The organism is Enterobacter sp. E1 (genome assembly GCF_016809815.1).
GTDB lineage: Bacteria > Pseudomonadota > Gammaproteobacteria > Enterobacterales > Enterobacteriaceae > Enterobacter > Enterobacter adelaidei.
Genome location: NZ_JAFBJM010000003.1, coordinates 56,963 through 82,378 on the forward strand (window position 1 = coordinate 56,963; position 25,416 = coordinate 82,378).

At 55.0% G+C, this 25,416-nt stretch carries 30 protein-coding genes, 1 tRNA gene and 1 pseudogene; 16 read left to right on the forward strand and 16 right to left on the reverse strand.

Going from position 1 to position 25,416, the window contains the following annotated elements:
- Nucleotides 1-36 precede the first annotated feature (36 nt).
- The 14 genes from JGF26_RS09290 to JGF26_RS09355 all read left to right on the forward strand — a co-directional run bounded on the left by JGF26_RS09290 (nucleotide 37) and on the right by JGF26_RS09355 (nucleotide 11,322).
- Complete coding sequence (locus JGF26_RS09290) at nucleotides 37-678, forward strand: phage baseplate assembly protein V (RefSeq protein WP_134708001.1); 642 nt, start codon at nucleotides 37-39, stop codon at nucleotides 676-678.
- Complete coding sequence (locus tag JGF26_RS09295; RefSeq protein ID WP_134708000.1) at nucleotides 675-1,025, forward strand: GPW/gp25 family protein; 351 nt, start codon at nucleotides 675-677, stop codon at nucleotides 1,023-1,025. Before JGF26_RS09290 ends, JGF26_RS09295 begins: the two co-directional genes overlap by 4 nt.
- 5 nt (nucleotides 1,026-1,030) lie before the next feature.
- The gene (locus JGF26_RS09300) at nucleotides 1,031-1,939 is read left to right on the forward strand and encodes a baseplate assembly protein (protein ID WP_134707999.1); all 909 of its coding nucleotides are present in this window, start codon (nucleotides 1,031-1,033) and stop codon (nucleotides 1,937-1,939) included.
- A complete protein-coding gene (locus JGF26_RS09305) occupies nucleotides 1,932-2,462 on the forward strand; it encodes a phage tail protein I (protein ID WP_134707998.1) in 531 nt (176 codons plus the stop codon). Before JGF26_RS09300 ends, JGF26_RS09305 begins: the two co-directional genes overlap by 8 nt.
- An 11-nt stretch (nucleotides 2,463-2,473) precedes the next feature.
- Entirely contained in the window at nucleotides 2,474-4,387 is a 1,914-nt protein-coding gene (locus tag JGF26_RS22375) for a phage tail protein (protein ID WP_238934180.1), read from the forward strand.
- 2 nt (nucleotides 4,388-4,389) lie between these two features.
- A complete protein-coding gene (locus JGF26_RS09315) occupies nucleotides 4,390-4,815 on the forward strand; it encodes a tail fiber assembly protein (protein WP_134707997.1) in 426 nt (141 codons plus the stop codon).
- 124 nt (nucleotides 4,816-4,939) lie between these two features.
- The gene (locus tag JGF26_RS09320) at nucleotides 4,940-6,127 is read left to right on the forward strand and encodes a phage tail sheath protein (RefSeq protein ID WP_134707996.1); all 1,188 of its coding nucleotides are present in this window, start codon (nucleotides 4,940-4,942) and stop codon (nucleotides 6,125-6,127) included.
- Between the two features lie 11 nt (nucleotides 6,128-6,138).
- Nucleotides 6,139-6,657 carry a phage major tail tube protein gene (locus tag JGF26_RS09325; RefSeq protein WP_134707995.1) on the forward strand — a complete coding sequence of 173 codons (519 nt, stop codon included), beginning with the start codon at nucleotides 6,139-6,141 and terminating at the stop codon, nucleotides 6,655-6,657.
- A gap of 56 nt (nucleotides 6,658-6,713) precedes the next feature.
- Nucleotides 6,714-7,022: a phage tail assembly protein gene (locus JGF26_RS09330; RefSeq protein ID WP_047347798.1), complete on the forward strand. Its 309-nt coding sequence runs from the start codon at nucleotides 6,714-6,716 to the stop codon at nucleotides 7,020-7,022.
- A 32-nt stretch (nucleotides 7,023-7,054) separates the two neighbouring features.
- Nucleotides 7,055-7,174 carry a GpE family phage tail protein gene (locus JGF26_RS09335; protein ID WP_114978752.1) on the forward strand — a complete coding sequence of 40 codons (120 nt, stop codon included), beginning with the start codon at nucleotides 7,055-7,057 and terminating at the stop codon, nucleotides 7,172-7,174.
- A complete protein-coding gene (locus JGF26_RS09340; protein WP_134707994.1) occupies nucleotides 7,167-9,428 on the forward strand; it encodes a phage tail tape measure protein in 2,262 nt (753 codons plus the stop codon). Before JGF26_RS09335 ends, JGF26_RS09340 begins: the two co-directional genes overlap by 8 nt.
- Nucleotides 9,429-9,439: 11 nt before the next feature.
- Nucleotides 9,440-9,904 (forward strand): phage tail protein, encoded by a 465-nt coding sequence (locus JGF26_RS09345; protein ID WP_134707993.1) that lies wholly within the window; start codon nucleotides 9,440-9,442, stop codon nucleotides 9,902-9,904.
- Nucleotides 9,901-11,055, forward strand: coding sequence for a phage late control D family protein (locus JGF26_RS09350; protein ID WP_134707992.1), 1,155 nt, complete (start codon nucleotides 9,901-9,903; stop codon nucleotides 11,053-11,055). The genes JGF26_RS09345 and JGF26_RS09350 overlap by 4 nt, the downstream gene beginning before the upstream one ends.
- Nucleotides 11,056-11,121: 66 nt before the next feature.
- Nucleotides 11,122-11,322 (forward strand): ogr/Delta-like zinc finger family protein, encoded by a 201-nt coding sequence (locus JGF26_RS09355; RefSeq protein ID WP_134707991.1) that lies wholly within the window; start codon nucleotides 11,122-11,124, stop codon nucleotides 11,320-11,322.
- Between the two features lie 154 nt (nucleotides 11,323-11,476).
- On the opposite strand, the gene JGF26_RS09360 is transcribed toward JGF26_RS09355, so the two are convergent.
- The 5 genes from JGF26_RS09360 to JGF26_RS09380 all read right to left on the reverse strand — a co-directional run bounded on the left by JGF26_RS09360 (nucleotide 11,477) and on the right by JGF26_RS09380 (nucleotide 13,790).
- The gene (locus tag JGF26_RS09360) at nucleotides 11,477-11,932 is read right to left on the reverse strand and encodes a hypothetical protein (protein WP_134707990.1); all 456 of its coding nucleotides are present in this window, start codon (nucleotides 11,930-11,932) and stop codon (nucleotides 11,477-11,479) included.
- On the reverse strand, nucleotides 11,929-12,297 hold the full coding sequence (locus JGF26_RS09365; RefSeq protein WP_134707989.1) for a tlde1 domain-containing protein: 369 nt from the start codon (nucleotides 12,295-12,297) through the stop codon (nucleotides 11,929-11,931). The genes JGF26_RS09360 and JGF26_RS09365 overlap by 4 nt, the downstream gene beginning before the upstream one ends.
- A gap of 10 nt (nucleotides 12,298-12,307) precedes the next feature.
- The gene (gene tssD, locus JGF26_RS09370; RefSeq protein WP_134707988.1) at nucleotides 12,308-12,799 is read right to left on the reverse strand and encodes a type VI secretion system tube protein TssD; all 492 of its coding nucleotides are present in this window, start codon (nucleotides 12,797-12,799) and stop codon (nucleotides 12,308-12,310) included.
- A 104-nt stretch (nucleotides 12,800-12,903) separates the two neighbouring features.
- Nucleotides 12,904-13,227 (reverse strand): hypothetical protein, encoded by a 324-nt coding sequence (locus JGF26_RS09375; protein ID WP_134707987.1) that lies wholly within the window; start codon nucleotides 13,225-13,227, stop codon nucleotides 12,904-12,906.
- 487 nt (nucleotides 13,228-13,714) lie between these two features.
- A tRNA-Ile gene (locus tag JGF26_RS09380) sits at nucleotides 13,715-13,790 on the reverse strand.
- Nucleotides 13,791-13,914: 124 nt separating this feature from the next.
- Between JGF26_RS09380 and mug the strand changes: the two genes are divergently transcribed.
- Nucleotides 13,915-14,421, forward strand: a complete 507-nt coding sequence (gene mug / locus JGF26_RS09385; RefSeq protein WP_028021370.1) for a G/U mismatch-specific DNA glycosylase — start codon at nucleotides 13,915-13,917, stop codon at nucleotides 14,419-14,421.
- A gap of 88 nt (nucleotides 14,422-14,509) precedes the next feature.
- Here the strand turns inward: mug and rpoD are convergent, their stop codons facing one another.
- From rpoD to rpsU, 3 genes and pseudogenes are all read right to left on the reverse strand, one after another.
- Complete coding sequence (gene rpoD / locus JGF26_RS09390; protein WP_028017129.1) at nucleotides 14,510-16,357, reverse strand: RNA polymerase sigma factor RpoD; 1,848 nt, start codon at nucleotides 16,355-16,357, stop codon at nucleotides 14,510-14,512.
- A gap of 95 nt (nucleotides 16,358-16,452) precedes the next feature.
- Nucleotides 16,453-18,257, reverse strand: a pseudogene (dnaG, locus tag JGF26_RS09395) (DNA primase).
- A 115-nt stretch (nucleotides 18,258-18,372) separates the two neighbouring features.
- A complete protein-coding gene (gene rpsU, locus JGF26_RS09400) occupies nucleotides 18,373-18,588 on the reverse strand; it encodes a 30S ribosomal protein S21 (RefSeq protein WP_001144069.1) in 216 nt (71 codons plus the stop codon).
- Between the two features lie 236 nt (nucleotides 18,589-18,824).
- Here rpsU and tsaD point away from each other — a divergent pair, with 236 nt between their 5' ends.
- A complete protein-coding gene (tsaD, locus tag JGF26_RS09405; protein ID WP_028017130.1) occupies nucleotides 18,825-19,838 on the forward strand; it encodes a tRNA (adenosine(37)-N6)-threonylcarbamoyltransferase complex transferase subunit TsaD in 1,014 nt (337 codons plus the stop codon).
- 47 nt (nucleotides 19,839-19,885) lie between these two features.
- Here tsaD and ureG read toward each other — a convergent pair whose 3' ends face one another.
- The 8 genes from ureG to JGF26_RS09445 are packed head-to-tail and all read right to left on the reverse strand — an operon-like array spanning nucleotide 19,886 to nucleotide 25,371.
- On the reverse strand, nucleotides 19,886-20,503 hold the full coding sequence (gene ureG / locus JGF26_RS09410) for an urease accessory protein UreG (protein WP_134707985.1): 618 nt from the start codon (nucleotides 20,501-20,503) through the stop codon (nucleotides 19,886-19,888).
- A gap of 9 nt (nucleotides 20,504-20,512) precedes the next feature.
- A complete protein-coding gene (locus tag JGF26_RS09415) occupies nucleotides 20,513-21,187 on the reverse strand; it encodes an urease accessory protein UreF (protein ID WP_134707984.1) in 675 nt (224 codons plus the stop codon).
- A complete protein-coding gene (locus JGF26_RS09420; RefSeq protein WP_049005076.1) occupies nucleotides 21,187-21,726 on the reverse strand; it encodes a HupE/UreJ family protein in 540 nt (179 codons plus the stop codon). Before JGF26_RS09420 ends, JGF26_RS09415 begins: the two co-directional genes overlap by 1 nt.
- 9 nt (nucleotides 21,727-21,735) lie before the next feature.
- Nucleotides 21,736-22,200, reverse strand: coding sequence for an urease accessory protein UreE (gene ureE / locus JGF26_RS09425; RefSeq protein WP_108090491.1), 465 nt, complete (start codon nucleotides 22,198-22,200; stop codon nucleotides 21,736-21,738).
- 9 nt (nucleotides 22,201-22,209) lie between these two features.
- Nucleotides 22,210-23,913 (reverse strand): urease subunit alpha, encoded by a 1,704-nt coding sequence (gene ureC / locus JGF26_RS09430; protein ID WP_134707983.1) that lies wholly within the window; start codon nucleotides 23,911-23,913, stop codon nucleotides 22,210-22,212.
- Nucleotides 23,906-24,220 (reverse strand): urease subunit beta, encoded by a 315-nt coding sequence (locus JGF26_RS09435; protein WP_028017136.1) that lies wholly within the window; start codon nucleotides 24,218-24,220, stop codon nucleotides 23,906-23,908. Before JGF26_RS09435 ends, ureC begins: the two co-directional genes overlap by 8 nt.
- 10 nt (nucleotides 24,221-24,230) lie before the next feature.
- Nucleotides 24,231-24,533: an urease subunit gamma gene (locus tag JGF26_RS09440; protein ID WP_003862556.1), complete on the reverse strand. Its 303-nt coding sequence runs from the start codon at nucleotides 24,531-24,533 to the stop codon at nucleotides 24,231-24,233.
- Between the two features lie 10 nt (nucleotides 24,534-24,543).
- On the reverse strand, nucleotides 24,544-25,371 hold the full coding sequence (locus tag JGF26_RS09445; protein WP_028017137.1) for an urease accessory protein UreD: 828 nt from the start codon (nucleotides 25,369-25,371) through the stop codon (nucleotides 24,544-24,546).
- Nucleotides 25,372-25,416: the final 45 nt, after the last annotated feature.

Below are 25,416 nucleotides of genomic sequence, written 5' to 3' on the forward strand. Positions count from 1 at the left end.
GTTGCTGCCGTTCGTCCTGAACGGCATTCTCTTCTCATGAATACATTAACTTCCATGAACGGTATCGCTCGCGCGATCCGCAATCTGATTCGTATCGGTGTTGTGACCGATGTTGACCTCAACAGAGGGCTTTGTCGTGTCCAGACCGGCAGGATGAAAACCACCTGGCTGAACTGGCTAACCTGTCGCGCCGGACGTTCGCGCGTGTGGTGGGCCCCTTCCGAGGGAGAGCAGGTGCTGCTGCTGGCCATCGGCGGGGAGCTTGATACCGCCTTCGTGCTGCCCGGCATTTTCTCGGACGACCATCCGGCGCCGTCCGGGTCGCCTGACGCGTTCCACGTCTCGTTTCCGGACGGCGCGGTCATCGAGTACGAGCCCGAGCGTGGGGCGCTGACGGTTGTAGGGATTAAAACGGCCGACATTACCGCCTCTGAATCGCTGACCGCCACCGTACCGGAGGTGCGTGTGACGTCAACGTCCCGCATCACGCTGGATACGCCTGAAGTGGTGTGTACCAACAAATTAATTACTGCCTCTCTTGAAGTGCAGAAGGGCGGTGTGATGGCCGGAAATATCGAGCATTCCGGCGGCAAATTTACCTCCAACGGGGTGCAGGTGGACAACCACGCGCACGGCAGTGTGCAAAGCGGCGGCAACTGGACTAAGGGGACACAATGACGGTGCGTTACAGGGGAATGAACAGGCAGACCGGGCTTAGCCTTTCAGAGGCTGACCACATCCGGCAAAGCGTGCGCGACATTCTGGTCACGCCGATTGGCTCGCGGGTCATGCGCCGGGATTACGGCTCGCTGCTGGCGGCGATGATCGACAGACCGCAGAGTCCGGCGCTGCGTCTGCAGATCATGGCCGCATGCTATTCCGCCATCCAGAAATGGGAGCCGCGGATAAGCCTGACGGCCATCACTTTCGAGCGTTCGGAGAACGACGGGACGTTGTATGTCGATATCACCGGCACGCGGCCGACCTCCGGACAATTCTTTTCTATCACTATTTCACTGAGTTAAACGCTATGGCTATTGTTGATCTGAGCCAGCTCGCCGCGCCTGATGTCGTGGAGGAGGTGGATTATGAAACGCTGTTGGCAGAACGAAAGGCCACCTTTGTCTCCCTCTATCCGGAAGAGGAGCGAGAGGCGATTGCACGGACGTTGACGCTGGAGTCAGAGCCGATTGTGAAGCTTCTGCAGGAGAACGCCTACCGGGAGGTTATGTGGCGCCAGCGGGTAAACGAGGCTGCACGTGCAATTATGTTGGCCTATGCCGCGGGCAGCGATCTGGATCAGATTGGGGGAAACGCTAATCTGCAGCGTCTGGTGATTACCCCTGCCGACGACAGCACGTTCCCACCCACTCCAGCGGTAATGGAGTCCGATACTGATTTCCGTCTGCGCATCCAGCAGGCGCCGGAAGGGCTGAGCGTGGCCGGTTCAACAGGGGCATATCAGTTCCATGGCCGCAGCGCAGATGGCCGGGTGGCTGACATTTCTGTTATCAGCCCACAGCCAGCGAACGTCACGGTCTCCGTGCTCTCCCGGGAGAATAACGGCGTGGCGTCTGAGGAACTGCTCGCCGTTGTTCGCAATGCGCTGAATGATGAGGATGTCAGGCCCGTCGCCGACCGCGTGACCGTCCAGTCGGCCAGGATTGTCGACTACAGCATTGCCGCCTCGCTATTTCTCTTTCCAGGCCCTGAAAGTGAACCTGTGCTTAGCGCGGCAAGGGCACGTCTACAGGCCTATATCACGGCCCAGCATCGGCTTGGACGCGATATTCGCAAGTCAGCCATTTACGCTGCCCTTCACGTTGAAGGGGTGCAGAGGGTGGAGCTGACCGCACCCGCGGCAGACATCGTGCTTGATGAAACCCAGGCCTCATGGTGCAGCCACTACAGCGTAACCGTGGGGGGAAACGATGAATAATACCCGCCTTTTACCGGTTGGCTCATCGGCGCTTGAGGTCGCCGCGGCGCGGGCCTGTGCTGACATCGAAAATACGCCTATTCCGCTGCGACATCTCTGGAATGCGGACGCCTGCCCGGCGAATCTACTGCCCTGGCTGGCGTGGGCGTTTTCGGTTGACCGCTGGGATGAGAACTGGCCGGAGGCCACCAAGCGGGAGGTGATCCGCGCCGCGTGGTTTATTCATGCCCACAAGGGAACGATTGGGGCCGTGCGTCGCGTGGTGGAGCCGCTTGGCTATCTGATCAACGTTACCGAGTGGTGGCAAACCAACGATCCGCCCGGCACCTTCCGCCTTGATATCGGTGTGTTAGACACCGGTATCACCGAGGAAATGTATTACGAAATGGAGAGGCTTATTGCTGATGCAAAGCCTGCCAGCCGCCACCTTATTGGCCTGAATATCATCCAGGACATTCCGGGTTATCTCTATACCGGCGCCCTGAGCTATGACGGCGACATCATCACGGTTTATCCCGGATAAGTGAGAGCACAATGACAGTGAAATATAAAACGGTTATCACCAAAGCCGGTGCCGAAAAACTGGCTGCAGCAACCGTCCCGAACGGCAAGAAAGTCAATTTTACGGTGATGGCGGTGGGTGACGGTGGAGGCACGTTGCCGGTGCCTGATGCCGGACAGACGAAGCTGGTTAATGAAGTCTGGCGCCACGCGCTGAATAAAATCAGCCAGGACAATAAAAAGCTTAACTATGTGATCGCGGAGCTGCTTATTCCTCCCGAAGCGGGCGGTTTCTGGATGCGTGAGATGGGTCTTTACGATGACACCGGCACGTTGATTGCCGTCGGGAATATGGCGGAAAGCTATAAGCCGAAACTTGAGGAAGGGTCAGGCCGCGCGCAGACCGTGCGTATGGTCATAATGGTAAGCGACATCGAATCAGTCGAGCTGACGATTGACACCTCAACGGTGATGGCAACGCAGGACTATGTCGACGACAAGCTCGCTGAGCATGAGCAGTCCCGCCGTCATCCAGACGCCACGCTCACCGCAAAGGGTTTCACGCAACTAAGCAGTGCTATCGACAGCGCGTCTGAGACGCTCGCCGCGACGCCGAAAGCGGTTAAGGCAGCGTATGACCTTGCTAACGGTAAATACACGGCTCAGGACGCGACCACGGCGCAAAAGGGTATCGTCCAGCTCAGTAGCGCGACCGATAGCACGTCTGAGTCGCTCGCGGCAACACCAAAGGCCGTGAAGACGGTCAGTGATGATGTGGCAAAGCTGAAAAACAGTATGGGCACTGCCGCTGGTAAAAATGTTCAGGAAAGCCGCGACGACACGACACCCGGACGTGTGCTGGTTAACGGTGGCGCGCTTGCGCTTCGGACTGTTGCCGCTGCAGCGAACAGGGAGATTAAAGACGCAAGCGGTCTGCCAGCTAACTCTGTGAGTTTCTGCTATGCCAGTGCGGCAAATTCTCCCGGCTATGAGGCTACTATTCTGGATGTTGGAGGTCTTGGGGGCGATGGTTATCGTGTGCAGTATGCAGCGTCCTATTCCGATGGCGGAAAACGGCTTAAATTTCGCACGTTAAATGCTGATAACGGCTATTGGGGGGCATGGACGAGCGTAATCACGAACTATGGCGGAAGCGTTGATTATCTGGATGGCGCAAGGTATTACGCCACTAAGCCGGAATACTGGCAGGGTGGCGGGGCATTTGCTAATCAATATGTTAATGGAACGGCTCCATTTTTTGTTGGTGGTTACACTACCCCTCAAGGTACTTCGGTATACCTGCCGATAGTGAAAGGAACGTCTGTAACGAGCGGGTTTGGTTATGGTGCGTCTGTTAGTTTTGGAATTTTGCGTTCGGGCAATGCAGATTTCGGTTCTGCCATTGTCCAGATTATCGGTGATAACGGTGATGGGGCTATATATTCATTTGATGCAAAAGGTATGTTTTATGCTCCATCCCAGCTTTCTAGCGGAGGGATTATTAGCGCTGCCGGGGATATAGTTTCAAACGGCGGGAATCTGCGTGCCGGTGGATATGTGGCTTGTGGCGCTAATGTTGTCGCAGGTGCTGGCGTGTTTGAGTCTGGCGGAAATGTCCGGGTGTATTCCTCAAACAACCCGCCGCCGCGCGACCAGTATGCCGCGCCAAACACAGCATGGTGGAGCGGTGGGCTTATGTGGTGGCGGTGTGGTAGCACTGGCGCAATGCGAATCTCAGGCGTAGTTGGTAGCGTTCCAAATGGCGGCAGAGTAACGTTCCCCACTGCATTTCCAAATGCCTGCATTTCGGTTGTTGCTAACCAGAACAGTAACGTCGGGTCTGGCGGGACGGCCATGCAGCCTTTTGACATCGACAGAACCGGTTTTAGTTTGCGTATTGCCGGTGGCGGTACGGTTAATCTCGTCTGGATGGCGGAGGGATATTAATTATGGGTTATGTATATCGAGCCAGTACAGGCGGTTTTTATTGTGATGAACTGGAAGCCGAATATCGCAAGGCGGGAACGTGGCCGGGCTTTTTTGTGCGCGTATCAGATGACGATTACCGCAACCTGATGGAAGGTGTGTCTCAAGGTAAAATCATTGTCCCGAATAAGCAATGTTATCCGGTTCTACAAGAGCATCCTGCACCTTCGAGTGAAGAGCTTATTTTTGAGGCTGAAATTAAACGCAAGAAATTAATCGATGCCGCCATGCAATCAATTGCAGTGATTCAACTTAAGCAAATGAATGGAAGAATGTTATCTGAAAGCGAATTAACCAAATTAAGCCGCGTTCTGGATTATATAGAGTTGCTGGAAGCTGTAGATACAGAAAATATCCTTGATATCGACTGGCCCGCACTCCCTGCCTGACCCCAAACCCTCCATCCGGAGGGTTTTTCGTTTGTTGTGTAATCCTTTCCCCAACCCCAATACGTCGCATCAATTACGAACTCCACAGACAATAGCCTCACCACTAAACGAAGGAGTTAACCGGATGGGCGACTATCACCACGGCGTGGAAGTTATCGAAATAAACGATGGCACCCGCACCATTTCCACCGTCTCGACGGCAATCATCGGCATGGTCTGTACGGCCAGCGATGCTGACAACAAGACATTTCCGTTAAACGAGCCTGTGCTCATTACCAACGTGCAAAACGCGATTGCGAAAGCCGGCAAGGCGGGGACACTGTCCGCTTCTCTGCAGGCGATCGCTGACCAGTGCAAACCTGTTGTCGTTGTTGTTCGCGTGGCTGAAGGCACTGCGGAAACCCCGGAAGAGGCACGCAAACAAACCGTTTCCAACATCATCGGCACCACTGATGAAAACGGAAAATATACCGGCCTGAAGGCGCTTCTCACGGCGAAAACGGTAACCGGCGTTAAGCCACGCATTCTCGGTGTGCCGGGGCTGGATTCTCAGGAAGTCGTGACCGCGCTGGCCGCCATGTGCCAGAGCTTGCGCGCGTTTGGCTACGTCAGCGCATGGGGTTGTAAAACCATTTCTGAGGCGATCGACTACCGCAAAAACTTCAGCCAGCGCGAGCTGATGGTTATCCATCCTGATTTTCTGGCATGGGATACCACCACGAACGCAACGACAACGGCCTGGGCCACCGCCCGTGCACTTGGCCTGCGAGCCAAAATCGACCAGACCATGGGTTGGCATAAAACCCTGTCAAACGTTGGCGTCAACGGCGTCACTGGCGTAAGCGCCTCTGTCTCCTGGGATCTTCAGGAGCAGGCCACCGATGCGAACCTGCTTAACCAGGCTGGCGTCACCACGCTGATCCGCAACGACGGCTTCAAATTCTGGGGTAACCGTACCTGCTCTGACGATCCGTTATTTGTCTTTGAAAACTACACCCGTACCGCACAGGTGCTGGCCGATACGATGGCGGAGGCGCATGCGTGGGCGATGGATAAACCCATCACGCCAACGCTTATCCGTGACATCGTTTCCGGTATTAATGCCAAGTTCCGCGAGCTGAAAACCAACGGCTATATCGTCGACGGCACCTGCTGGTATGACCCTGAATCGAACGATGCATCCACCCTGAAAGCGGGGAAACTGTATATCGATTACGACTACACCCCTGTCCCGCCGCTGGAAAACCTGACCCTGCGCCAGCGCATCACCGATACCTATCTGGCAGACCTGTCAGATTCGGTTAATAGCTAAGGAGCTGAAGCATGGCGTTACCACGCAAACTTAAATACCTGAATATATTCAACGATGGCCTGAGCTATATGGGCGTTGTTGAGTCTGTCACCCTGCCGAAGCTTACCCGTAAGCTGGAGAAGTATCGCGGCGGCGGTATGCCTGGCTCGGTCTCTATTGACCTCGGCCTGGACGATGATGCTCTGGCGCTTGAGTGGACCATTGGCGGTCTGCCGGACGTGGCGCTGTGGGCGCAGTATGCCTCTCCGGGCGCGGACAGCGTGCCTCTGCGCTTTACCGGCTCTTTCCAGCGCGACGACACGGGCGAAATCTCTGCCGTCGAGATCGTTATGCGCGGCCGTCACAAAGAGTTTGATGGCGGCGAAAACAAGCAGGGTGAGAGCGGCACGACCAAGATGTCCACCGAGTGCGCTTACTACCAGCTGACCATTGATGGCAAAGAGATCATCGAAATCGACATCATCAACATGGTGCTGAAAGTCGACGGCGTCGATCGTCTGGCGGAACACCGTAAGGCCATCGGCCTGTAACCCTTTACCCGGCCGGGACCGCCGGCCGGTGAGTTAACTTTCTGAAGAGTAACGAAATGGACAATATCAACGAGACTGCCATGAACGAAAGTGAAAACCCACATATCGTCACGCTTGATAGCCCCGTTCTGCGCGGCGAGCAAAAAATTGAAAAGGTGACCGTCGCAAAACCCAACGCGGGAACGCTGCGAGGGGTATCGCTGGCGTCGCTGGCGCAATCTGACGTCGATGCGCTGATTAAGGTGCTGCCGCGAATGACCTCGCCGGCGCTGACCGAGCATGAGGTTGCGCGCCTGGATGCCTGCGACCTGCTCTCTTTTGCAGGTAAGGTGATTGGTTTTTTGTCACCGGCTTCGGCTCGCTGAAATTTCCCGAAAAACTGTCGGTCGACGATCTGATGGCGGATATCGCGGTGATCTTTCACTGGCCGCCGTCAGAGCTGTACTCCCTGAGCATGACCGAACTCCTCTTATGGCGCGAAAAAGCGCTGCAGCGAAGCGGAAACCACCATGAGTAATAATGTCAGTCTTCAGGAGCTGCTTAAGGCAGTCGACCGGGCAACCCGACCGCTTAACGCTCTCCATAACGCCAGCCTCACTCTCGCGAGCGATATCCGTGATTCGCAGACGGCGCTGGGGGCGCTCGATGAGCGGGCGGGGCGTATTGACGGCTTCAGGAAATCAAATGCCCAGCTCACCGTGACGGAGCAGTCGCTTGCGCGAGCGAAACAGCAGGCAGCGGCTCTGGCGGTGCAGTTTAAAAACACGCAAAACCCCACCCAGGCACAGGCTGATGCGCTGACGGCAGCCCGAAAATCGGCGGCCGACCTTAAGCTTGAGTACAACAGCTTACGCTACTCGGTACAGCGTCAGCGCACTGAACTCGCTCAGGCGGGAGTCAACACGCGCACGCTCTCGTCTGATGAGCGTCGTTTACGAACTCACATCAGCGAAAAAACGCAGCAGCTTAACCGACAGCGTGATGCGCTGGCCCGCGTCAATCAGCAGCAGGAGCGGCTGAGTACCGTTCAGAATCGTTATGAGTCAGGCAAACGCGTTGCCGTGCGGGTGCATCAGCTGGCTAATGCGGGCGTGGGCATGGCCAGAGCGGGCTTTGAGCAGACGTCCCGCTTTATGGCACCCGGTGTCAGTTTTGAAAAACAGATGTCGGCTATTCAGGCAAGTCTTGGTCTGGAGAAGGGGGACGCACGACTTGAGGCCATTCGCCAGCAGGCGCGGGAGGTTAGCGTCAGCACCGGCGTACCTGCGGATATGGTCGTTCGGGCTCAGAACGCGCTGGCCCGTTCAGGCTATGACGCCTATGGGGTTATTGCTGCCACTGTGCCCACGGTTAACCTCAGCCTGGCGGGGAATATCGACGCGGCAAAAGCAGCCGATATTCTCAGCAGCACGCGGGCAGCGTACAACCTGGGCGATGCTGATGCGGGACGCATCGCAGATGTACTTACCCGCGGGTTTACTTCTTCTAACACCAGTCTCGTTGAGATGGCGGCGGCCGTCAACTCCGCTGCTCCAGCTGCGGATGCTACCGGTATGGGTCTTGAAGAGACAATCGCGCAGCTTGGCGTTCTGACGGAAAAGGGGATGAACGGTGCGGCCGCCGGGGACGCGCTCAGCGCGATGTTACGACAGCACCAGGCTCCGGATGCACATCGTTCTGCCGCGGGTAACGGAATGCTTGATGAAAAACGTCAGCAGTTGCTGGGGGCAAAGGGCAGTTCCGCGCTCGTGGCTTCCGTTCAGACCGATAATCTTGACGGCGACATCAGCCGGTTCCAGGCCGCGTTGAACGGGTTAAAGATTGATGTATTTGATAAATCAGATGGCGCTTTACGCAATCTGACCAATACCGCGACGGGGTGGGTCGGCACGCTTTCGCTTTGGGTAAACGCTAACCCTGAGCTTACGCAAACCCTGGTCAGCGTGGTGACCGGTGCACAGGCATTTGCAGGTGTGCTGGGCGGCTTAGGGATGGTCGTCGCGCCGGTTTTATCTGGCCTGAATATGATCATAACCGCCGCAGGAATGTTAGGTACGGGATTCAGCGTGGTGGGTGGCACTATCATGACGGTACTGGGTGCCCTTAGCTGGCCGGTTATTGCCCTTGGTGCGGCGATTGCCGCCGGTGCTTTACTGATTTTTAAATACTGGGAGCCCATCAGCGCCTTCTTTGGCGGGGTGATGGAAGGGCTTTCGACGGCTTTCGCCCCGCTGGGGGCGCTGTTCTCACCGGTGATGGAGGTATTTGACGCTATCTCGGAGAAGCTGGGTGGTATCTGGCAATGGTTCACCGACTTAATCACGCCGATCAAGGCGACGCAGGAAACGCTGGATGGCTGTAAAAACGCTGGCGTGATTTTTGGTCAGGCGCTGGGCGATGCGTTAATGGCACCGCTTGATCTCTTTAACAGCCTGAGCGGCAAGGCCAGCTGGCTGCTGGAGAAGCTCGGTCTTATCAAAAACGAGTCGGGCGATCTCGACGCCGCTGCGGCAAAAGCTGAAGCGGCATCTTCACCGGCGGGCAGCGCTTATATTCCGGGCGCGGGGATCTCTGGCGGTAGCCTGGGGTATCAGCCGACCATCGCTACTGGAGGACGCTCTTACGTCGATCAGAGTAAAAGCGAATATAACATCACGCTGCAGGGGGGCACGGCCTCCGGAACGGATCTGACGCGTCAAATCCGGGAGGCAATAGATAACATTGAACAGGATAAAGCGAGACGGCAGCAATCCAGCTTTATGTATGGTTGAGGAGAGAAAAAATGTTAATGGTGCTGGGTCTGTTTGTCTTTGAACGGCGAACCTTACCGTATCAGTCAATGCAGTTCACAAAGGACTATCGCTGGGCGTCCAACGATCGCATCGGAAAACCCAAAGCCTGGCAGTATCTTGGCGAAGGTGAGACATCTCATGTGCTCACAGGAACGCTCTATCCGGAAATCACCGGCGGGCGACTCTCCCTGAAGGCGATCGAGCTGATGGCGAATGAAGGGCGGGCATGGCCGTTGATAGACGGTACCGGCATCATTCACGGCATGTTTGTCATTGAGAAAGTCACGCATACGCACACGGATTTTTACAGCGATGGTGCCGCCAGAAAAATTGAGTTTACCCTGTCGCTAAAACGTGTGGACGAATCGCTGATGACAATGTTTGGTGACCTGAGAATGCAGGCTGAAGAGCTGGTGGAAAGCGCACGTAATAGCATTGGAGGGCTGGTGGGATGATCACCGAAATGAATATCCGGGCGGGTGGGAAAATCGCCCCTGATTTTATGCTTAAGCTTGACGATCGCGATATCACGAAAAATTTCAGCCATCGCCTTATCAGTCTGACTATGACCGACAAACGTGGGCTGGAAGCCGATCAACTGGATATTCTACTGGATGATTCCGACGGGCTGCTGGACTTACCTGCCCGGGGGGCAAGGCTGTCCTTATGGCTGGGATGGGAGGGAACCCCGCTCCAGGAGAAAGGGGTCTTTACGATTGATGCGATTGAATTCCGGGGCGCACCGGACACGCTGACCATCCGGGGGTGCAGCGCAGATTTTCGTGGGAAGCTAAACGTGCGACGCGAACAGTCGTGGCATGACACGACGATTGGCGCGATAGTCGATACCATTGCTCAGCGTAATCAGTTGACCGCCAGCGTCGCGTCGGGGCTTGCATCCATCGTCATCTCTCATATTGACCAGTCTCAGGAGACAGACGCGGCGTTTCTCTCCCGCCTTGCCGAACGTAATGGTGCCTTTGTTTCAATCAAAGCCGGGAAGATTATCTTTATGAAAGCGGGCCATGCCGTGACGGCCAGTGGCACATCGATTCCCTTAATGATGATTGAACGTGGGGATGGCGATCGGCACCTTTTTTCCGTCGCTGACCGTGAAAATTATTCCGGCGTAACGGCTAAATGGCTGCAAACGCGCGACCCTAAACAACAAGATGCTCAATTGAGTATTTTTCGTCAGCCAGGAGGGCAGCCGACAGAAGCACTGCAGCACCCGGATGCCGCCGCGCCGATAGCGGGAGCAGGGGGCAAGGAGCAGAAGCCGCAAGAGATGCTGGTGGGCTCTGCAGAAAACGTATTTGAGCTCACCACGGTGTATGCCTCTGAGGTGCAGGCGCTCAGGGCTGCGGAGGCGAAGTGGCGCGCGCTTCAGCGTGGTACCGTGAATTTTTCCATTCAGCTGGCGCTGGGACGCGCCGATCTATTTCCCGAAACGCCGGTGCTGGTCAACGGCTTTAAACGCGTTATTGACCAGCAGGCGTGGATTATCAACGAGGTGATCCATACCCTCAGCGGGAGTGGGTTCACCACTCAGCTTAAGTTAGAACTGAATGTGGCCGACGAAAAATTTTCTGTCGACAGTGAGTAATTCATTTGCCATTAAGTTGTTTTTGAGTATTATTAATTCACAATATGTGAATTAAACGGAGGGTGAATGTTTCATTGTCCTAAGTGCAAGCATTCAGCGCATGCGCGTACCAGTCGCTATCTAAGTGAAAATACCAAAGAGCGCTATCACCAGTGCACTAATGTGGACTGCAGCTGTACGTTCGTGACGATGGAGTCCGTGGAGCGTCTGATTGCGACACCTGGCGTCTCTGAGGGGGCCCGAACGGCTTCGCTGACCCACGGTTAGCGGGCACTTAAAAACCCATAAAAAACCACTCTTCTGAGTATCACCGTTCACTTAAGATTTTTTGAGTGAACGGGATACTGAGTTTTTGAGATTCGAACGGTCCTATTTTTATACTGAATGTTCAGCAAAATGACTATGTGCCGATGTTCCAGTGTTATTTTTGCTTCTGATGCTTCACTTCTTCCCGGACGCCCTCCAAATTCCATAGACACTGTGCGCCGTTAGGTTCATCAAGCAGGGCCAGCCGCGTATTATTGTAATATTTTTCCGCTGCTTCTCCTTGATTCACAACTTTAAGCACACAGACTATATTCGTGCCTCTCATTTCGGGGTATGAACCAGCATCCAGACTGCTCAGGATAGCTAAAACGCCTTTGGTGTTTATCGGCAATGCGGTAGCCAAGGCATCCTCAAGTTGGTCTGCTTGTTCGCGGTTGGCCTGTGATGCGAGAGCTGGTACAGCATTAATCCAGACCAGTTCTCCTGCTGCTACCTTCTGTGTCACGTAATGCCAGTCTGAAACCGTTAATTTACTATGGGCTACAGTATCAGGTGAAGGCATTGCAAAAGAAACGGTAGGAATCATTAAAATCGCCAATAGCCATTTCATCGAACAACCTCAAGTTCAGCTCCATGGTCTTTACTCACTAGCAGGCGTGTGGATGGATACATGATGATACAACCCTCCGACGCGAATCCTGGTATACCGTGAGCTTTTTCGCCATGTATACGAAAAGTTTTCATATCACGGTTATACGAATTACCACTGATATGAATCAGAGTGATGGTGAGCGGTCCTTTGCTGGTGCCGGAACTACCGATTTTCCACATTCCGCGTGGGATTGGCCCCATACCGCGAACATGCTCACGGTCTGGATTATTTTTATTGGTGAGAGCGCCGGAGTAGCCTGTTTCAATCAGTTTTCCATCTTTGAACAGTTCGCCGGTGCTTTGCTTATAAAGCCATTTAGCCATGGTGATCTCCTTAGGCTGTTTTACGGTCTTTCCAGCTATCGGTGTGCTGGATATTGCCATCGACATAGTTCCACGTGATTTTTTCGTAACGCAGGCCTACATGCTCTATATGCCCGTGTTTTTCGAAATCGGGATCTTTGGTATCAAACATAATTGGCACAACGTGGCATACCTTCACGTTTTCCAGCACGACATTGAAATATTCTTCTTCCATGCCGTTATTGTTGATGCGGTAATATTTGAATTCGGCTTTTGCCAGGGTCCGACCTGTAGTTAAGGCTCGGTAGAGAAGTGGGGTTGAGGGGGCTATCTCTTTTTCAAATGTAAACGCTTCATGCTGTCGCGTGCCGGTTAATGCTCCGCTCATGCGATCGGCAGGAATAAACAAATCGTGCTGCACACCTACCACTTCAATGCTGCCTTCCCGGCCACGAACATCAGAGTCACCTTTTAACTGCTTCCCTTCATTATCGAAAAGCAATAGATAAACGGGTATAGCCATTCTAATTAAATCCATTTGCTTGACAAATTAACCGAAGATTACTCCATCATTATTTTTCTAGTTATAACTTTTTATATCACCGTTGTTATCTATATTTGTATTTTTTATAAATTAATATAAATAATAATTTCAGTGAATTCGTTTAATTCATTCTTGATTTGAGTTAGGAGTTGGATTAACTGCATTACGTAAAGCCTGGCGAGCTTACGGCCACCACTAGAAGCACGCATGGCTGCTCCCATGAAAAAATCAAAAACAATAGGTGAAAATTTAGTACCGGAGCGAAAGCGGACACGCTGAACGGTAAATACTCCCCGATGATTGGCAAATAAGCCATTTAATACCTGAGCCCGCGCAAGCGGGTTTTTATGCCAATCACCTACTGGCGGGGATGTCTCTTCTCTACCCTCACAAACAGTCTTTACCACGCGCACCCAGCAGCGCTCTGGCGTGTTCCACCCTTTGGGGCTGTCAGCGGTCACAGCATGGCAAAAAATCTTTCGCAGACAAAAATCATACTACACCGCACCCGCCTGCGTTTTTTGGATCAAAAAAAATTTATCAGTTTTATTTTTCTTCAAACAAGACCGCTAGACAGCGCCAGTGCTGGCTCTTTCACAGAAACCCAGAACTCAAAAGATTGAAAAGGATTTCAGTATTTTTCACTTTCATGGATCTGTGAAGGATCTAAGTGGAGGGGTATTCTGTCATTGGGGGTAATGTTGAGTTCGGGGCTAACTCCTGCCTTATCGGGGATATCAGTATTGGTGATAAGCGCGTTGTCATGCACCCTTTTAACAAATGAGCTTAGCTAGCATAGAAATCAAGTGAGACACTTTTGCGACACTCCATTAATTGCCAACAAAAAAGCCACTCAGATGAGTGGCCTAATTATATGATTATAAAGCTAAAATTTGGTGGCCCCTGCTGGACTTGAACCAGCGACCAAGCGATTATGAGTCGCCTGCTCTAACCACTGAGCTAAGGGGCCGTGGCGGTGAATTATAAAGTAACTCCCCTCAGCAATCCAGCCATTCAAACCTGCCTGCTGTTTTTATAAACAACGCATAATCAATCCTTTATACTTCCATAACGATGTATCAGTGGGAGTAAAGATGATCAACGACATTCTGGCCCCCGGGCTGCGGGTGGTGTTCTGCGGAATTAACCCGGGTAAGTCCTCGGCGCACACCGGTTTTCACTTTGCCCATCCGGGGAATCGCTTCTGGAAGGTTATCCATCAGGCGGGGTTTACTGACCGGTTACTCAAGCCCGAAGAAGAGCAACACCTTCTGGATACGCGCTGCGGGATCACCATGCTGGTTGAGCGTCCTACGGTGCAGGCAACGGAGGTCAACCTGCATGAACTGCGTAGCGGCGGGCGGGAGCTGATCAAGAAAATAGACGATTATCAGCCGGCAGCTCTGGCAATCCTCGGTAAGCAGGCCTACGAGCAGGCGTTCAGCCAGCGTGGAACGAAGTGGGGCAAGCAGAGCATCATGATTGGCGTTACGCAGGTATGGGTGTTGCCGAACCCGAGCGGGCTCAACAGAGCAACACTGGATAAGCTGGTAGAGGCTTATCGGGAGCTGGATGAGGCGTTGATGGTGCGGGGGCTTTAGGGGCCTCTCCGGCCTGATGCCCTCGCCCTGAGAGGGAATAAACAAAAAAAAAGCTCCCCGAAGGGAGCTTTTTCACTGTCAGGACTGATTAGTCGTCCAGGAAGCTACGCAGTACTTCAGAGCGGCTTGGATGGCGCAGTTTACGCAGCGCCTTCGCTTCGATCTGACGGATACGTTCGCGGGTAACGTCAAACTGTTTACCCACTTCTTCCAGCGTGTGGTCGGTGTTCATGTCGATACCGAAACGCATACGCAGAACTTTTGCTTCACGGGCGGTCAGGCCAGCCAGAACGTCGTGCGTCGCGGCACGCAGGCTCTCGGTGGTGGCAGAGTCCAGCGGCAGCTCGAGGGTGGTATCCTCGATGAAATCACCCAGATGCGAATCTTCATCATCACCGATTGGTGTTTCCATGGAGATTGGCTCTTTGGCGATCTTCAGCACTTTACGGATTTTGTCTTCTGGCATCAGCATGCGCTCAGCCAGCTCTTCCGGCGTCGGTTCGCGACCCATCTCCTGCAGCATCTGGCGAGAAATACGGTTGAGCTTGTTGATGGTCTCAATCATATGCACCGGAATACGGATGGTGCGCGCCTGATCCGCGATAGAGCGGGTGATCGCCTGACGGATCCACCAGGTTGCATAGGTGGAGAACTTGTAGCCACGACGGTATTCAAACTTATCTACCGCTTTCATCAGACCGATGTTGCCTTCCTGAATCAGATCCAGGAACTGCAGACCACGGTTGGTGTATTTCTTAGCGATAGAGATAACCAGACGCAAGTTCGCTTCAACCATCTCTTTCTTCGCACGGCGGGCTTTCGCTTCACCAATGGACATACGACGGTTGATGTCTTTAACCTGTTCGATGGTCAGGCCGGTCTCTTCTTCAATCTGTTGTAGCTTCTGCAGGCCACGATGCACATCGTCCTTCACGTCGTGCAGTTTTTCAGACCACGGCTTGTTCATCGCGATAGCTGCGTTGAACCAGGTTTCGCTGGTTTCGTTGCCGGTGAAGAGGGTGATGAAGTTCTTCTTCGGCATTTTGCACTGCTCAACGCACAGCTTCATGATGATGCGTTCCTGGGTACGTACGCGATCCATCATCACGCGCATGCTGTTCACCAGGTAGTCGAACTGTTTTGGCACCAGGCGGAACTGTTTGAACACTTCAGACAGTTTCAGGATCTCTTCCTGAGCGGCGGCATGGCTGCGGCCTTTCGCTTTGATGGTGTCACGCGTCACTTCGTACTGGGTACGCAGTTCGGCAAACTTCTCACGCGCCAGTTCAGGGTCGATGCTGTTGTCATCATCGCTGCTGTCGTCGTCGCCGTCTTCCTCATCTTCGTCTTCGTCATCATCCATCTCTTCCTGAGACAGTTCAGAACCGACGTGAGTGGCGGTGGGTGCCATATCTTCTTCGGCGTTCGGGTCGACAAAACCGGTGATCAGGTCCGACAGGCGCGCTTCTTCCGCTTCAACGCGATCGTACTGCTCCAGCAGATAGGTGATCGCTTCCGGGTATTCGGCAACAGAGCACTGAACCTGGTTGATCCCGTCTTCGATGCGTTTTGCGATGTCAATTTCGCCTTCGCGGGTCAACAGTTCAACGGTACCCATTTCGCGCATGTACATGCGGACCGGGTCAGTGGTACGCCCGATTTCAGATTCCACGCTGGACAGTACCTGTGCAGCAGCTTCTTCCGCATCTTCATCAGTGTTGTTGGAGGTTTCAGCCAGCAACAGATCATCGGCATCCGGTGCTTCTTCCATCACCTGAATGCCCATGTCATTGATCATTTGGATGATGTCTTCGATTTGATCTGAATCGACGATATCTTCCGGCAGATGGTCATTGACCTCGGCATAGGTCAGATAGCCTTGCTCCTTACCGCGTTGGACAAGAAGTTTCAGCTGTGACTGCGGGTTTTGCTCCATAAGACGGTATCCACACTTAATTCGTTTGATTGGTGTCGGCGATGGGGCTGCCAACCTTTAAAGCGAGGGCGTACTTATATTTTTGCCGCTGCCTCTCAGTGCGGCTGCCGGGGGCTTCCCGATCGATATTCGGCACTTAAGCCGTTAAATTCTTTTATTTCTTCGCCAGTTCCTGGTTAATCATCCAGAGTTCCCGGCGTTCTTCGCTGCTTAAGCCGTGCGTGCGCTCGCGAGCAATCAACTCTTCCTGGCGCAGCTCAAGCATCGAATCAAACATATGGTTGAGTGAGTCGGTGAACGTTTTTTCTGCAATATCCTTATCTGCTATATCGTCCCACATCGACAGTTTTTCAAGGGTTGCGGCCTCTTTTGTGCCGCGATAATGTTCTAAAAGTTGTCCGGTGGTCAGACCTGGTTGCGACAAACAAGTGTTGACCAATTCTGAAAATAAGCCAAGTCCGGGCAATTTTTCGTGGTTCAAACCCGCCAGCGACGGCACTTGCGGAGCAAGTTCGGGGTTTTGCACCAGTAACCCTATCAGTATACGCATGGTTGTGCGTTTTAGCTGAGGCGTGGGGCGAACCGCACCATTTTCAGCCTGTTTTGGCATTAAACGTTCAAGCTGGCTGTCATCCAGAATGCCAAGCTTGTTGCCTAACTCCTGACGCAGATAGATACGCAGCGTTTCGCCCGGCACCTGGCTGATTAACGGCAGCGCCAGCGTACTGAGCTGCGCGCGCCCGTCAGGGGTACTCAAATCCACCTGCGGCATCAGGCTGTTAAACAAAAACGTGGAGAGCGGCTGAGCCTGCTCCATCCGCGCTTCAAACGCCGCTTTGCCCTCTTTACGCACCAGCGTATCCGGGTCTTCACCGTCAGGCAGGAACATAAAGCGCAATTGACGCCCGTCGGTCATGTAAGGAAGTGCCGTTTCCAGCGCGCGCCAGGCTGCATCCCGTCCTGCGCGGTCACCGTCGTAACAGCAGATGACATTGTTGGTCACCCTGAACAGCAACTGAATATGATCGGCCGTGGTGGACGTCCCTAACGACGCAACGGCGTAGTTAATGTCGTACTGCGCCAGTGCAACGACGTCCATATAGCCTTCGACGACCAGAAGACGCGGAGGTTCCGCATTATCTTGCTGCGCCTCATAAAGGCCATACAGCTGACGGCCTTTATGGAAAATATCGGTTTCCGGGGAGTTGAGGTATTTCGGCAGGGCATCACCCAATACGCGACCACCAAAACCTATTACCCGTCCACGCTTGTCGCGGATCGGGAACATCACCCGTTCGCGGAAGCGGTCGTAGCTTCGTCCCTGGTCATTGGTGACCAGCATGCCTGCATCGATGAGGGATTTACGATCTTCGCTATTGCCGCCAAAACGCTTTAACACGTTATCCCAGCCGGGCGGGGCGTAACCAATAGCGAAACGCGCAATGACATCGTCGCTCAGTCCGCGCTTGTTCAGATACTGACGCGCAGGCTCAGCCGCAGAGTGCTTAAGAGACTGTTGGTAAAACGAATTCAGGCCATCCATCAGCTGATACAGCGTTTGCCGTTGATGGCGCTCTATCTGGCTTGGCCCACTGCCTGCTTCATACGGCACTTCAAGGTTATGCATTGCCGCCAGTTCTTCGACGGTTTCAACGAACTCGAGCTTGTCGTAGTTCATTAAAAAATCAACGGCGTTACCGTGAGCACCACAGCCGAAGCAATGGTAAAACTGCTTTTCACCGTTTACGGTGAAGGAGGGGGTTTTTTCGTTATGGAACGGACAGCACGCATGGTAGTTCTTGCCCTGCTTTTTCAGCTTTACCCGCGCGTCGATGAGATCGACGATGTCGGTTCTGGCGAGCAGGTCATTGATGAAAACGCGTGGGATTCTTCCGGCCATATGCCCCAAAAATTTAAGCGACTTATAAACGAAAACAAGCCGCGCATTCCTTCCGGAAGCACGGCCTTACGACTATTACTCTGTCTGTCAATTGAGGGCTGAGGCCCTCAACCAATTAGTACAGACGAGTACGGCGTGCGTTTTCGCGAGCCAGTTTCTTCGCGTGACGTTTCACTGCAGAAGCTTTAGCGCGCTTACGTTCGGTCGTTGGTTTTTCATAGAACTCACGACGACGAACTTCAGCCAGAACACCTGCTTTCTCGCATGAACGTTTGAAGCGACGCAGTGCTACGTCGAACGGCTCGTTTTCACGTACTTTAATTACCGGCATGTAACTCTCACCTTTAATAAATTCGGTTTGCCGCTGGCATCAACGCCAGCTTATTTCAAAATGGTGCGGAATTTTACTGCAAATGCTGCTGCTTTGTAAAGCACCGATGCGATTTTGAAAGGGACTTTAATAAGGGTGAGGAGTATACACGAGCCTTCTTCCTGGGGCGAACAAAGTTTTACATCAACCCGCCCAGGCTCTACACTGCGCGGTATTGAAACGAGGTAAAACAAGTCATGCGTGTACTGGGTATTGAAACATCCTGCGATGAAACCGGCATCGCCATTTACGACGACGAGAAAGGGCTTCTGGCCAACCAACTGTATAGTCAGGTGAAATTGCACGCTGACTACGGCGGCGTCGTGCCAGAACTGGCCTCTCGTGACCACGTGCGTAAAACGGTTCCCCTGATTCAGGCGGCACTGAAAGAGGCCGGGTTGAGTTCAACAGATATTGATGCCGTAGCGTATACCGCAGGCCCGGGTCTGGTCGGTGCCCTGCTGGTGGGTGCAACGGTTGGGCGTTCGCTGGCCTTTGCATGGGATGTGCCGGCCATTCCGGTTCACCATATGGAAGGGCATCTGCTGGCGCCGATGCTGGAAGATAACCCACCTGAGTTTCCGTTTGTGGCACTGCTGGTTTCTGGCGGTCATACCCAGCTGATTAGCGTGACGGGCATTGGCAAGTATGAGCTGCTGGGCGAGTCGATCGACGACGCCGCCGGTGAAGCGTTCGATAAAACCGCCAAGCTGCTGGGGCTGGATTATCCTGGCGGCCCAATGCTTTCTAAGATGGCGTCGCAGGGTACGGAAGGGCGCTTTGTCTTCCCGCGTCCGATGACCGACCGTCCGGGGCTGGACTTCAGCTTCTCTGGCCTGAAAACCTTCGCAGCCAATACCATTCGTAATAACGATGATAGCGAGCAGACCCGCGCCGATATCGCCCGCGCGTTCGAAGATGCGGTAGTCGATACGCTGATGATCAAGTGCAAACGCGCGCTGGATCAGACCGGCTTTAAGCGTCTGGTGATGGCTGGCGGCGTCAGCGCCAACCGTACGCTGCGTGCGAAGCTTGCTGAGATGATGCAAAAGCGTCGTGGGGAAGTGTTCTATGCGCGTCCGGAATTTTGTACCGACAACGGTGCGATGATTGCCTATGCCGGGATGGTACGTCTCAACGCCGGTGCAACGTCCGATCTGAGCGTCTCCGTGCGTCCGCGCTGGCCGCTGGCGGAACTGCCTGAGGCGTAACCCCCTCAGCCTAACCCTCTCCCCATAGGGGAGAGGGAAATTTACGACTACACCCGCAACATCCCTTTCTCTTCTAAAAAACCAATAATCGTCGCTAACCCGTCACCTGCCTTCAGGTTGGTAAAGGTCCACGGACGTTCACCGCGCATGCGGTTGGTGTCGCGCTCCATCACCTCCAGCGAAGCACCCACGTACGGCGCGAGATCGGTTTTGTTGATCACGAGGAAATCGGATTTGGTGATCCCAGGCCCTCCCTTGCGCGGGATCTTCTCCCCCTCGGCCACGTCGATCACGTAGATCGTCAGATCTGCCAGTTCGGGACTGAAGGTCGCACTCAGGTTATCGCCGCCACTTTCAACGAAGATCAGATCCAGATTACCGAATTTCTCGCTTAATGCTTCTACAGCGGCCAGGTTCATCGAGGCATCTTCACGGATGGCGGTATGCGGGCAGCCACCGGTCTCCACGCCCACGATGCGTTCCGGCTCCAGCGCGCCCGCTTCGGTCAGGATGCGCTGATCCTCTTTGGTGTAGATATCGTTTGTCACCACCGCCAGGTGATAGGTGTAGCGCATCGCTTTGCACAGTGCTTCCAGCAACGCAGTTTTGCCCGACCCTACCGGGCCGCCGACGCCGACGCGCAGGGGATGTTTGTAATCAGCCATATTGACTCCTCAGGAACGGAATAGTCGTGAATATTGTGTTTCGTGGCGCGCAGAGGCGATAGCGGACAGCGGTGTCGCCGCGCCTATCTCGTCATCACTGCGCAAAAATGCCTGTTCAAGCCCGTCGGCAAAATGGTTGCTCAGGTCGATAATCAGCTGCTGCGCGGCCTGTTGCCCAAACGGCACCAGCTTCACGCCTGCCATGACCGCGCTCTCTATCCAGCTGTAGCCGAGACTCAGCGCCAGCTCGCGCACGCCGATGCCCCAGCGCACGCCGAGCCATGCCATGCCGCAGATCTGGCTTTGCGTAAACAGCGGCAGCCATTCGGGCGAGCAGTCCGGCTCCCAGCTTTTGATGAGGCGCGTAAAGGCCGCTCCGCGATTGCGCTCCTCTTCACGGAGTTCGCGCGTTTCCCGGCAGGCGAGCAGATACGCTGTCCAGCGTTTGGCTGTAACGAGATCCTGTTGCTCACAGGCCTGATACAGGCGGATAAACAGCGGCAGATCGACGCAGAAAAAACTCTGCTCCATCTGTTGCGTCTGCCAGCGTTTGAAGGCATCGGTACTCGTGACCCAACCGGCTTCAACAGCCCATTCCAGCCCCTGTGACCAGGTAAATGACCCGACCGGCAGGCTGCTGCTGGAAAGCTGCATCAGGCGCAGCCACTGGCGGGCGTGCTCCATTAGCTCATCAACGCCAGCAGGGCGGAGACAATCAGTCCGCCGCCGAAGGTTTTACGCAGCCCATCGTGACGGCGCAGCAGCAACCCTGCGGCAAAACTGGCGCACAGTACGGTGGCGCTGGCAAACATGAACCCGCTGGTGAACAGCCAGAAGCTGTGGCCGGACATCTCCACACCGTGCGCCCAGCCGTGGAACATCGCCAGGGCAGGGACTGCCAGCAGCAGACGGTTTTCGGTTTTAAACATCATCACGCCGCAGACCGCCAGCGAGGCGATAATCAGCATCTCCATGCCGCTAAAGCCACCAAGCAGACTGCCCGCAATGGCGCCGACAAGCATCATGCCGAGGGTGGCAAAGGGCAGTATCAACTTGCGGCCGCTCAGGGCGGAGAGCACGCCTGCACCTGTCAGCATCAGCAGATGATCGAGGCCGGTCAGCGGGTGGAAAAATCCGGCATGGAAGCTGTCGGCTCCGTGTCCTGGATGTGCCAGCGCAGGCAGGGAAAAGGCCAGCAGTAACAGGGGTAAGTACTTGCGCATGATTAATCCTTAATGTGAATGAGCGTGAGAGTGGCTATGACTATGAGCCTCGCTGGTGTAGGCCCCTGCTTCGGGTTCAAATGGCAGGCTGGCAAACGTCACCTCTAGCCCGAACTGGCGCAGCATATCGTCGAGAACATGATCGTGGTGATAGCGCAGCTCGCCGGGCATGATTTGCAGCGGTACGTGACGGTTGCCCAGGTGATAGCAGGCGCGGGCGAGCAGGAACGGATCGGCGCAGCGCACCACAGAGACGGACTCCGCGGCAGCGATCACTTCAATCACCTCACTGCCGTCGTCGGTGGTCAGCAAGTCTCCGCCGCGCAGCAGCAAGCCGCGCGGCAGCATTAGCCCGGCTTCGCGCCCGTCGTTCAGCGCCACGCGGGCGCGGCTTTTCACCCGCACGTCAATCGGCAGCGTGACGCTGGAGGTTACGGGATGGGCATGGTCCAGGCGTTGGGTTAAATAGATCATCATCACTCCTCAAAACAGGAAATAGCGTTGCGCCATCGGCAGAACGTCAGCCGGTTCGCTGGTAATCAGTTCGCCGTCGACGCGCACTTCATAGGTCTGCGAATCAACGGTGATATTCGGCTGAAGGCCGTTGTGGATCATGTCCGCCTTTTTCACCGTCCGGCAGCCTTTCACCACGGCGGTGCCACTTTGCAGATTGAGCTGCTGTGGGATGCCGTTCGCACTGGCGGCTTGCGAGACAAACGTCAGCCGCGTGGCGTGGCGCGCGGCACCGAGTGAGCCAAACATCGGGCGGTAATGGACTGGCTGCGGCGTGGGGATCGAGGCGTTGATATCACCCATTGGCGCGCAGGCGATCATCCCGCCTTTGACGATGGTGGCGGGTTTCACGCCAAAGAAGGCCGGTGACCAGACCACCAGGTCAGCCAGTTTTCCTGCCTCAATGGAACCCACTTCATGGGCGATACCGTGGGTCAGCGCCGGGTTGATGGTGTATTTGGCGACATAGCGCTTTACGCGGAAGTTGTCGTTATCGCCAGTCTCTTCCGGCAGAGGGCCGCGCTGCACCTTCATGCGGTGCGCCACCTGCCAGGTGCGGATAATCACTTCCCCCACGCGGCCCATCGCCTGAGAATCTGACGAGGTGAGCGAAAATGCGCCGATATCGTGCAGCACATCTTCAGCGGCGATGGTTTCACGGCGAATACGTGATTCCGCAAAGGCGACGTCCTCAGCAATATCCGGATCGAGGTGATGGCAGACCATCAGCATGTCGAGATGCTCGTCGATGGTGTTCACCGTGTACGGCAGCGTCGGGTTGGTAGAGGAGGGCAGAATATTCGGGTGCGCGCAGGCGGTGATGATATCCGGCGCGTGGCCGCCGCCCGCGCCTTCGGTGTGGAAGGTGTGGATGGTACGCCCGCCAATCGCCGCCAGCGTATCTTCGACAAACCCGGATTCGTTCAGCGTGTCGCTGTGCAGCGCCACCTGTATATCCATCTCGTCTGCGACCTCCAGAGAACAATTGATGGCGGCAGGCGTGGCACCCCAGTCTTCGTGGATCTTAAGCCCGATAGCACCGGCGGCGATCTGCTCGCGCAGAGCGTCCGGGTTTGAGCCGTTACCCTTGCCGAGCAGACCAATATTCACCGGCAGCGTATCTGCGGCCTGTAGCATGCGGGCGATATACCACGGCCCCGGCGTGCAGGTCGTGGCGTTGGTGCCTGCAGCGGGCCCGGTACCGCCGCCGATCATGGTCGTGACACCGGAGACCAGTGCCTCTTCCGCCTGCTGCGGGCAGATCCAGTGAATGTGGGTGTCGATCCCGCCGGCGGTGACGATCTTCCCCTCGGCGGCAATTACTTCCGTTGCCGCGCCAATCGGGATCGTCACGCCGGGCTGAATATCCGGGTTACCGGCTTTACCGACGGCAAAGATCCGCCCGTTCTTCACGCCGATATCGGCTTTCACGATCCCCCAGTGATCAACTATCAGCGCGTTGGTGAGAACCAGATCCACGCATTGATCCGTTGTCATTTGTCCTTGACCCATGCCGTCGCGGATCACTTTTCCGCCGCCGAATTTGACCTCTTCACCGTAAACAGTGAGATCCTCTTCCACTTCGATCCACAGATCGCTGTCGGCCAGCCGCACTTTATCGCCCGTGGTGGGGCCGAACATGTCGGCGTAGGCCTGACGTGAAATCTCAGCCATTGTTCACTTCTCCCATCACCTCACCGCGAAAACCGACAATGCGCTTCGCGCCGCTGATCTGAACCAGCGTCACTTCGCGCTTTTGGCCGGGTTCGAAACGTACGGCGGTCCCGGCCGGAATATTCAGCCGGTAGCCTTTGGTTATCGCCCGGTCGAACTTCAGCGCCGGGTTGACCTCGTAAAAGTGGTAGTGCGATCCCACCTGGATCGGCCTGTCTCCGTGGTTTTCGACGATCACACTCTGCGTTGCTCGCCCTACGTTGATGGCAATATTTCCGGGCTGGATCTGGTATTCACCTGGGATCATCACGCGCTCCTTAGACGATCGGGTTATGGACAGTGACGAGCTTTGAACCGTCCGGGAAGGTGGCTTCTACCTGAATGTCGGGGATCATCTCGGGTACACCTTCCATCACCTGGTCGCGTGTGAGGACATGGCGGCCCGCCTCCATCAGTGAGGCGACGGTTTCGCCATCGCGCGCACCTTCCATAATAAAGGCGCTGATCAACGCGACGGATTCTGGATAATTGAGCTTTACCCCGCGTGCAAGGCGGCGTTCGGCAACCAGCGCGGCGGTGAACAGCAACAGCTTGTCTTTTTCTCTGGGGGTCAGTTCCATAACGTTTCTCTTATGTCTGCCAGATACGCGGCGAACAGGCAGTTTTGTGGGATAAAAGCGGGCGAAGCGACTGCCAGATATCGCGCATCACTCGCTGACAAATCAGGTTATCGTGAGAGAGAAAGCGCACCGACAGCAGATCGTCAGTAAGGGTTGCCCCGGCAACGTTTTCCAGTGGTGTAAGCAGTTCACGTACTCTGTCGAGATGCTCTTCCCTGGCCGGATAGAACAGCAGCGTGCCGACCCACGGATGCCCGGCAACGGGCGTGAGATCGCCATCGCTAAGATGCTGACGCTCAATCAGGCGAGGTTCGTCTTCAATCCAGATTTCAAGGCGGCTCTCCAGCCTGCCGTGGCTGAAGGTCTCACCGATCACCGGGCGCCCCAGACAGTACAGCTCCCAGGCCATCAATGTACTGGAGGCCTTCAGGTGGAAAACGGAACGCAGCGCGGCGTTCGCGCCGGGAAAGATAATGGTGTCCTGCGGCAACCACTCCAGCGTGGCGTCTTCATCGAGATAAAAGTGCTGGCTCAGACGAGCCTGCGGGCCACTGCTGCGATAGAACTTACTGGCCCCGGGCATGGTGATGAGCGCATGGCTTTTGGCGTCCAGCCGAACGGAAATGTCCAGCGTATCGCCACCCACAATTCCGCCGGGTGGATGCAGCAGGTAAAGGTGGCAGGTATCACCTTCCGGGTAAAACGGACGCTGAACCGTAAGCGGCCCGAGGTGATGAGCGGAATGCAGGAGGGTTTTCTCAGGCGTGTGACAAAACTGCAGGGCAAGCGACGCCTGCCAGCCTTTATACGTAGTATCAGTGACCTGAGCTGCTAACATGCTGCATCCATTTGCTCACCATCGGGATACGTTTCAGTATGCCCT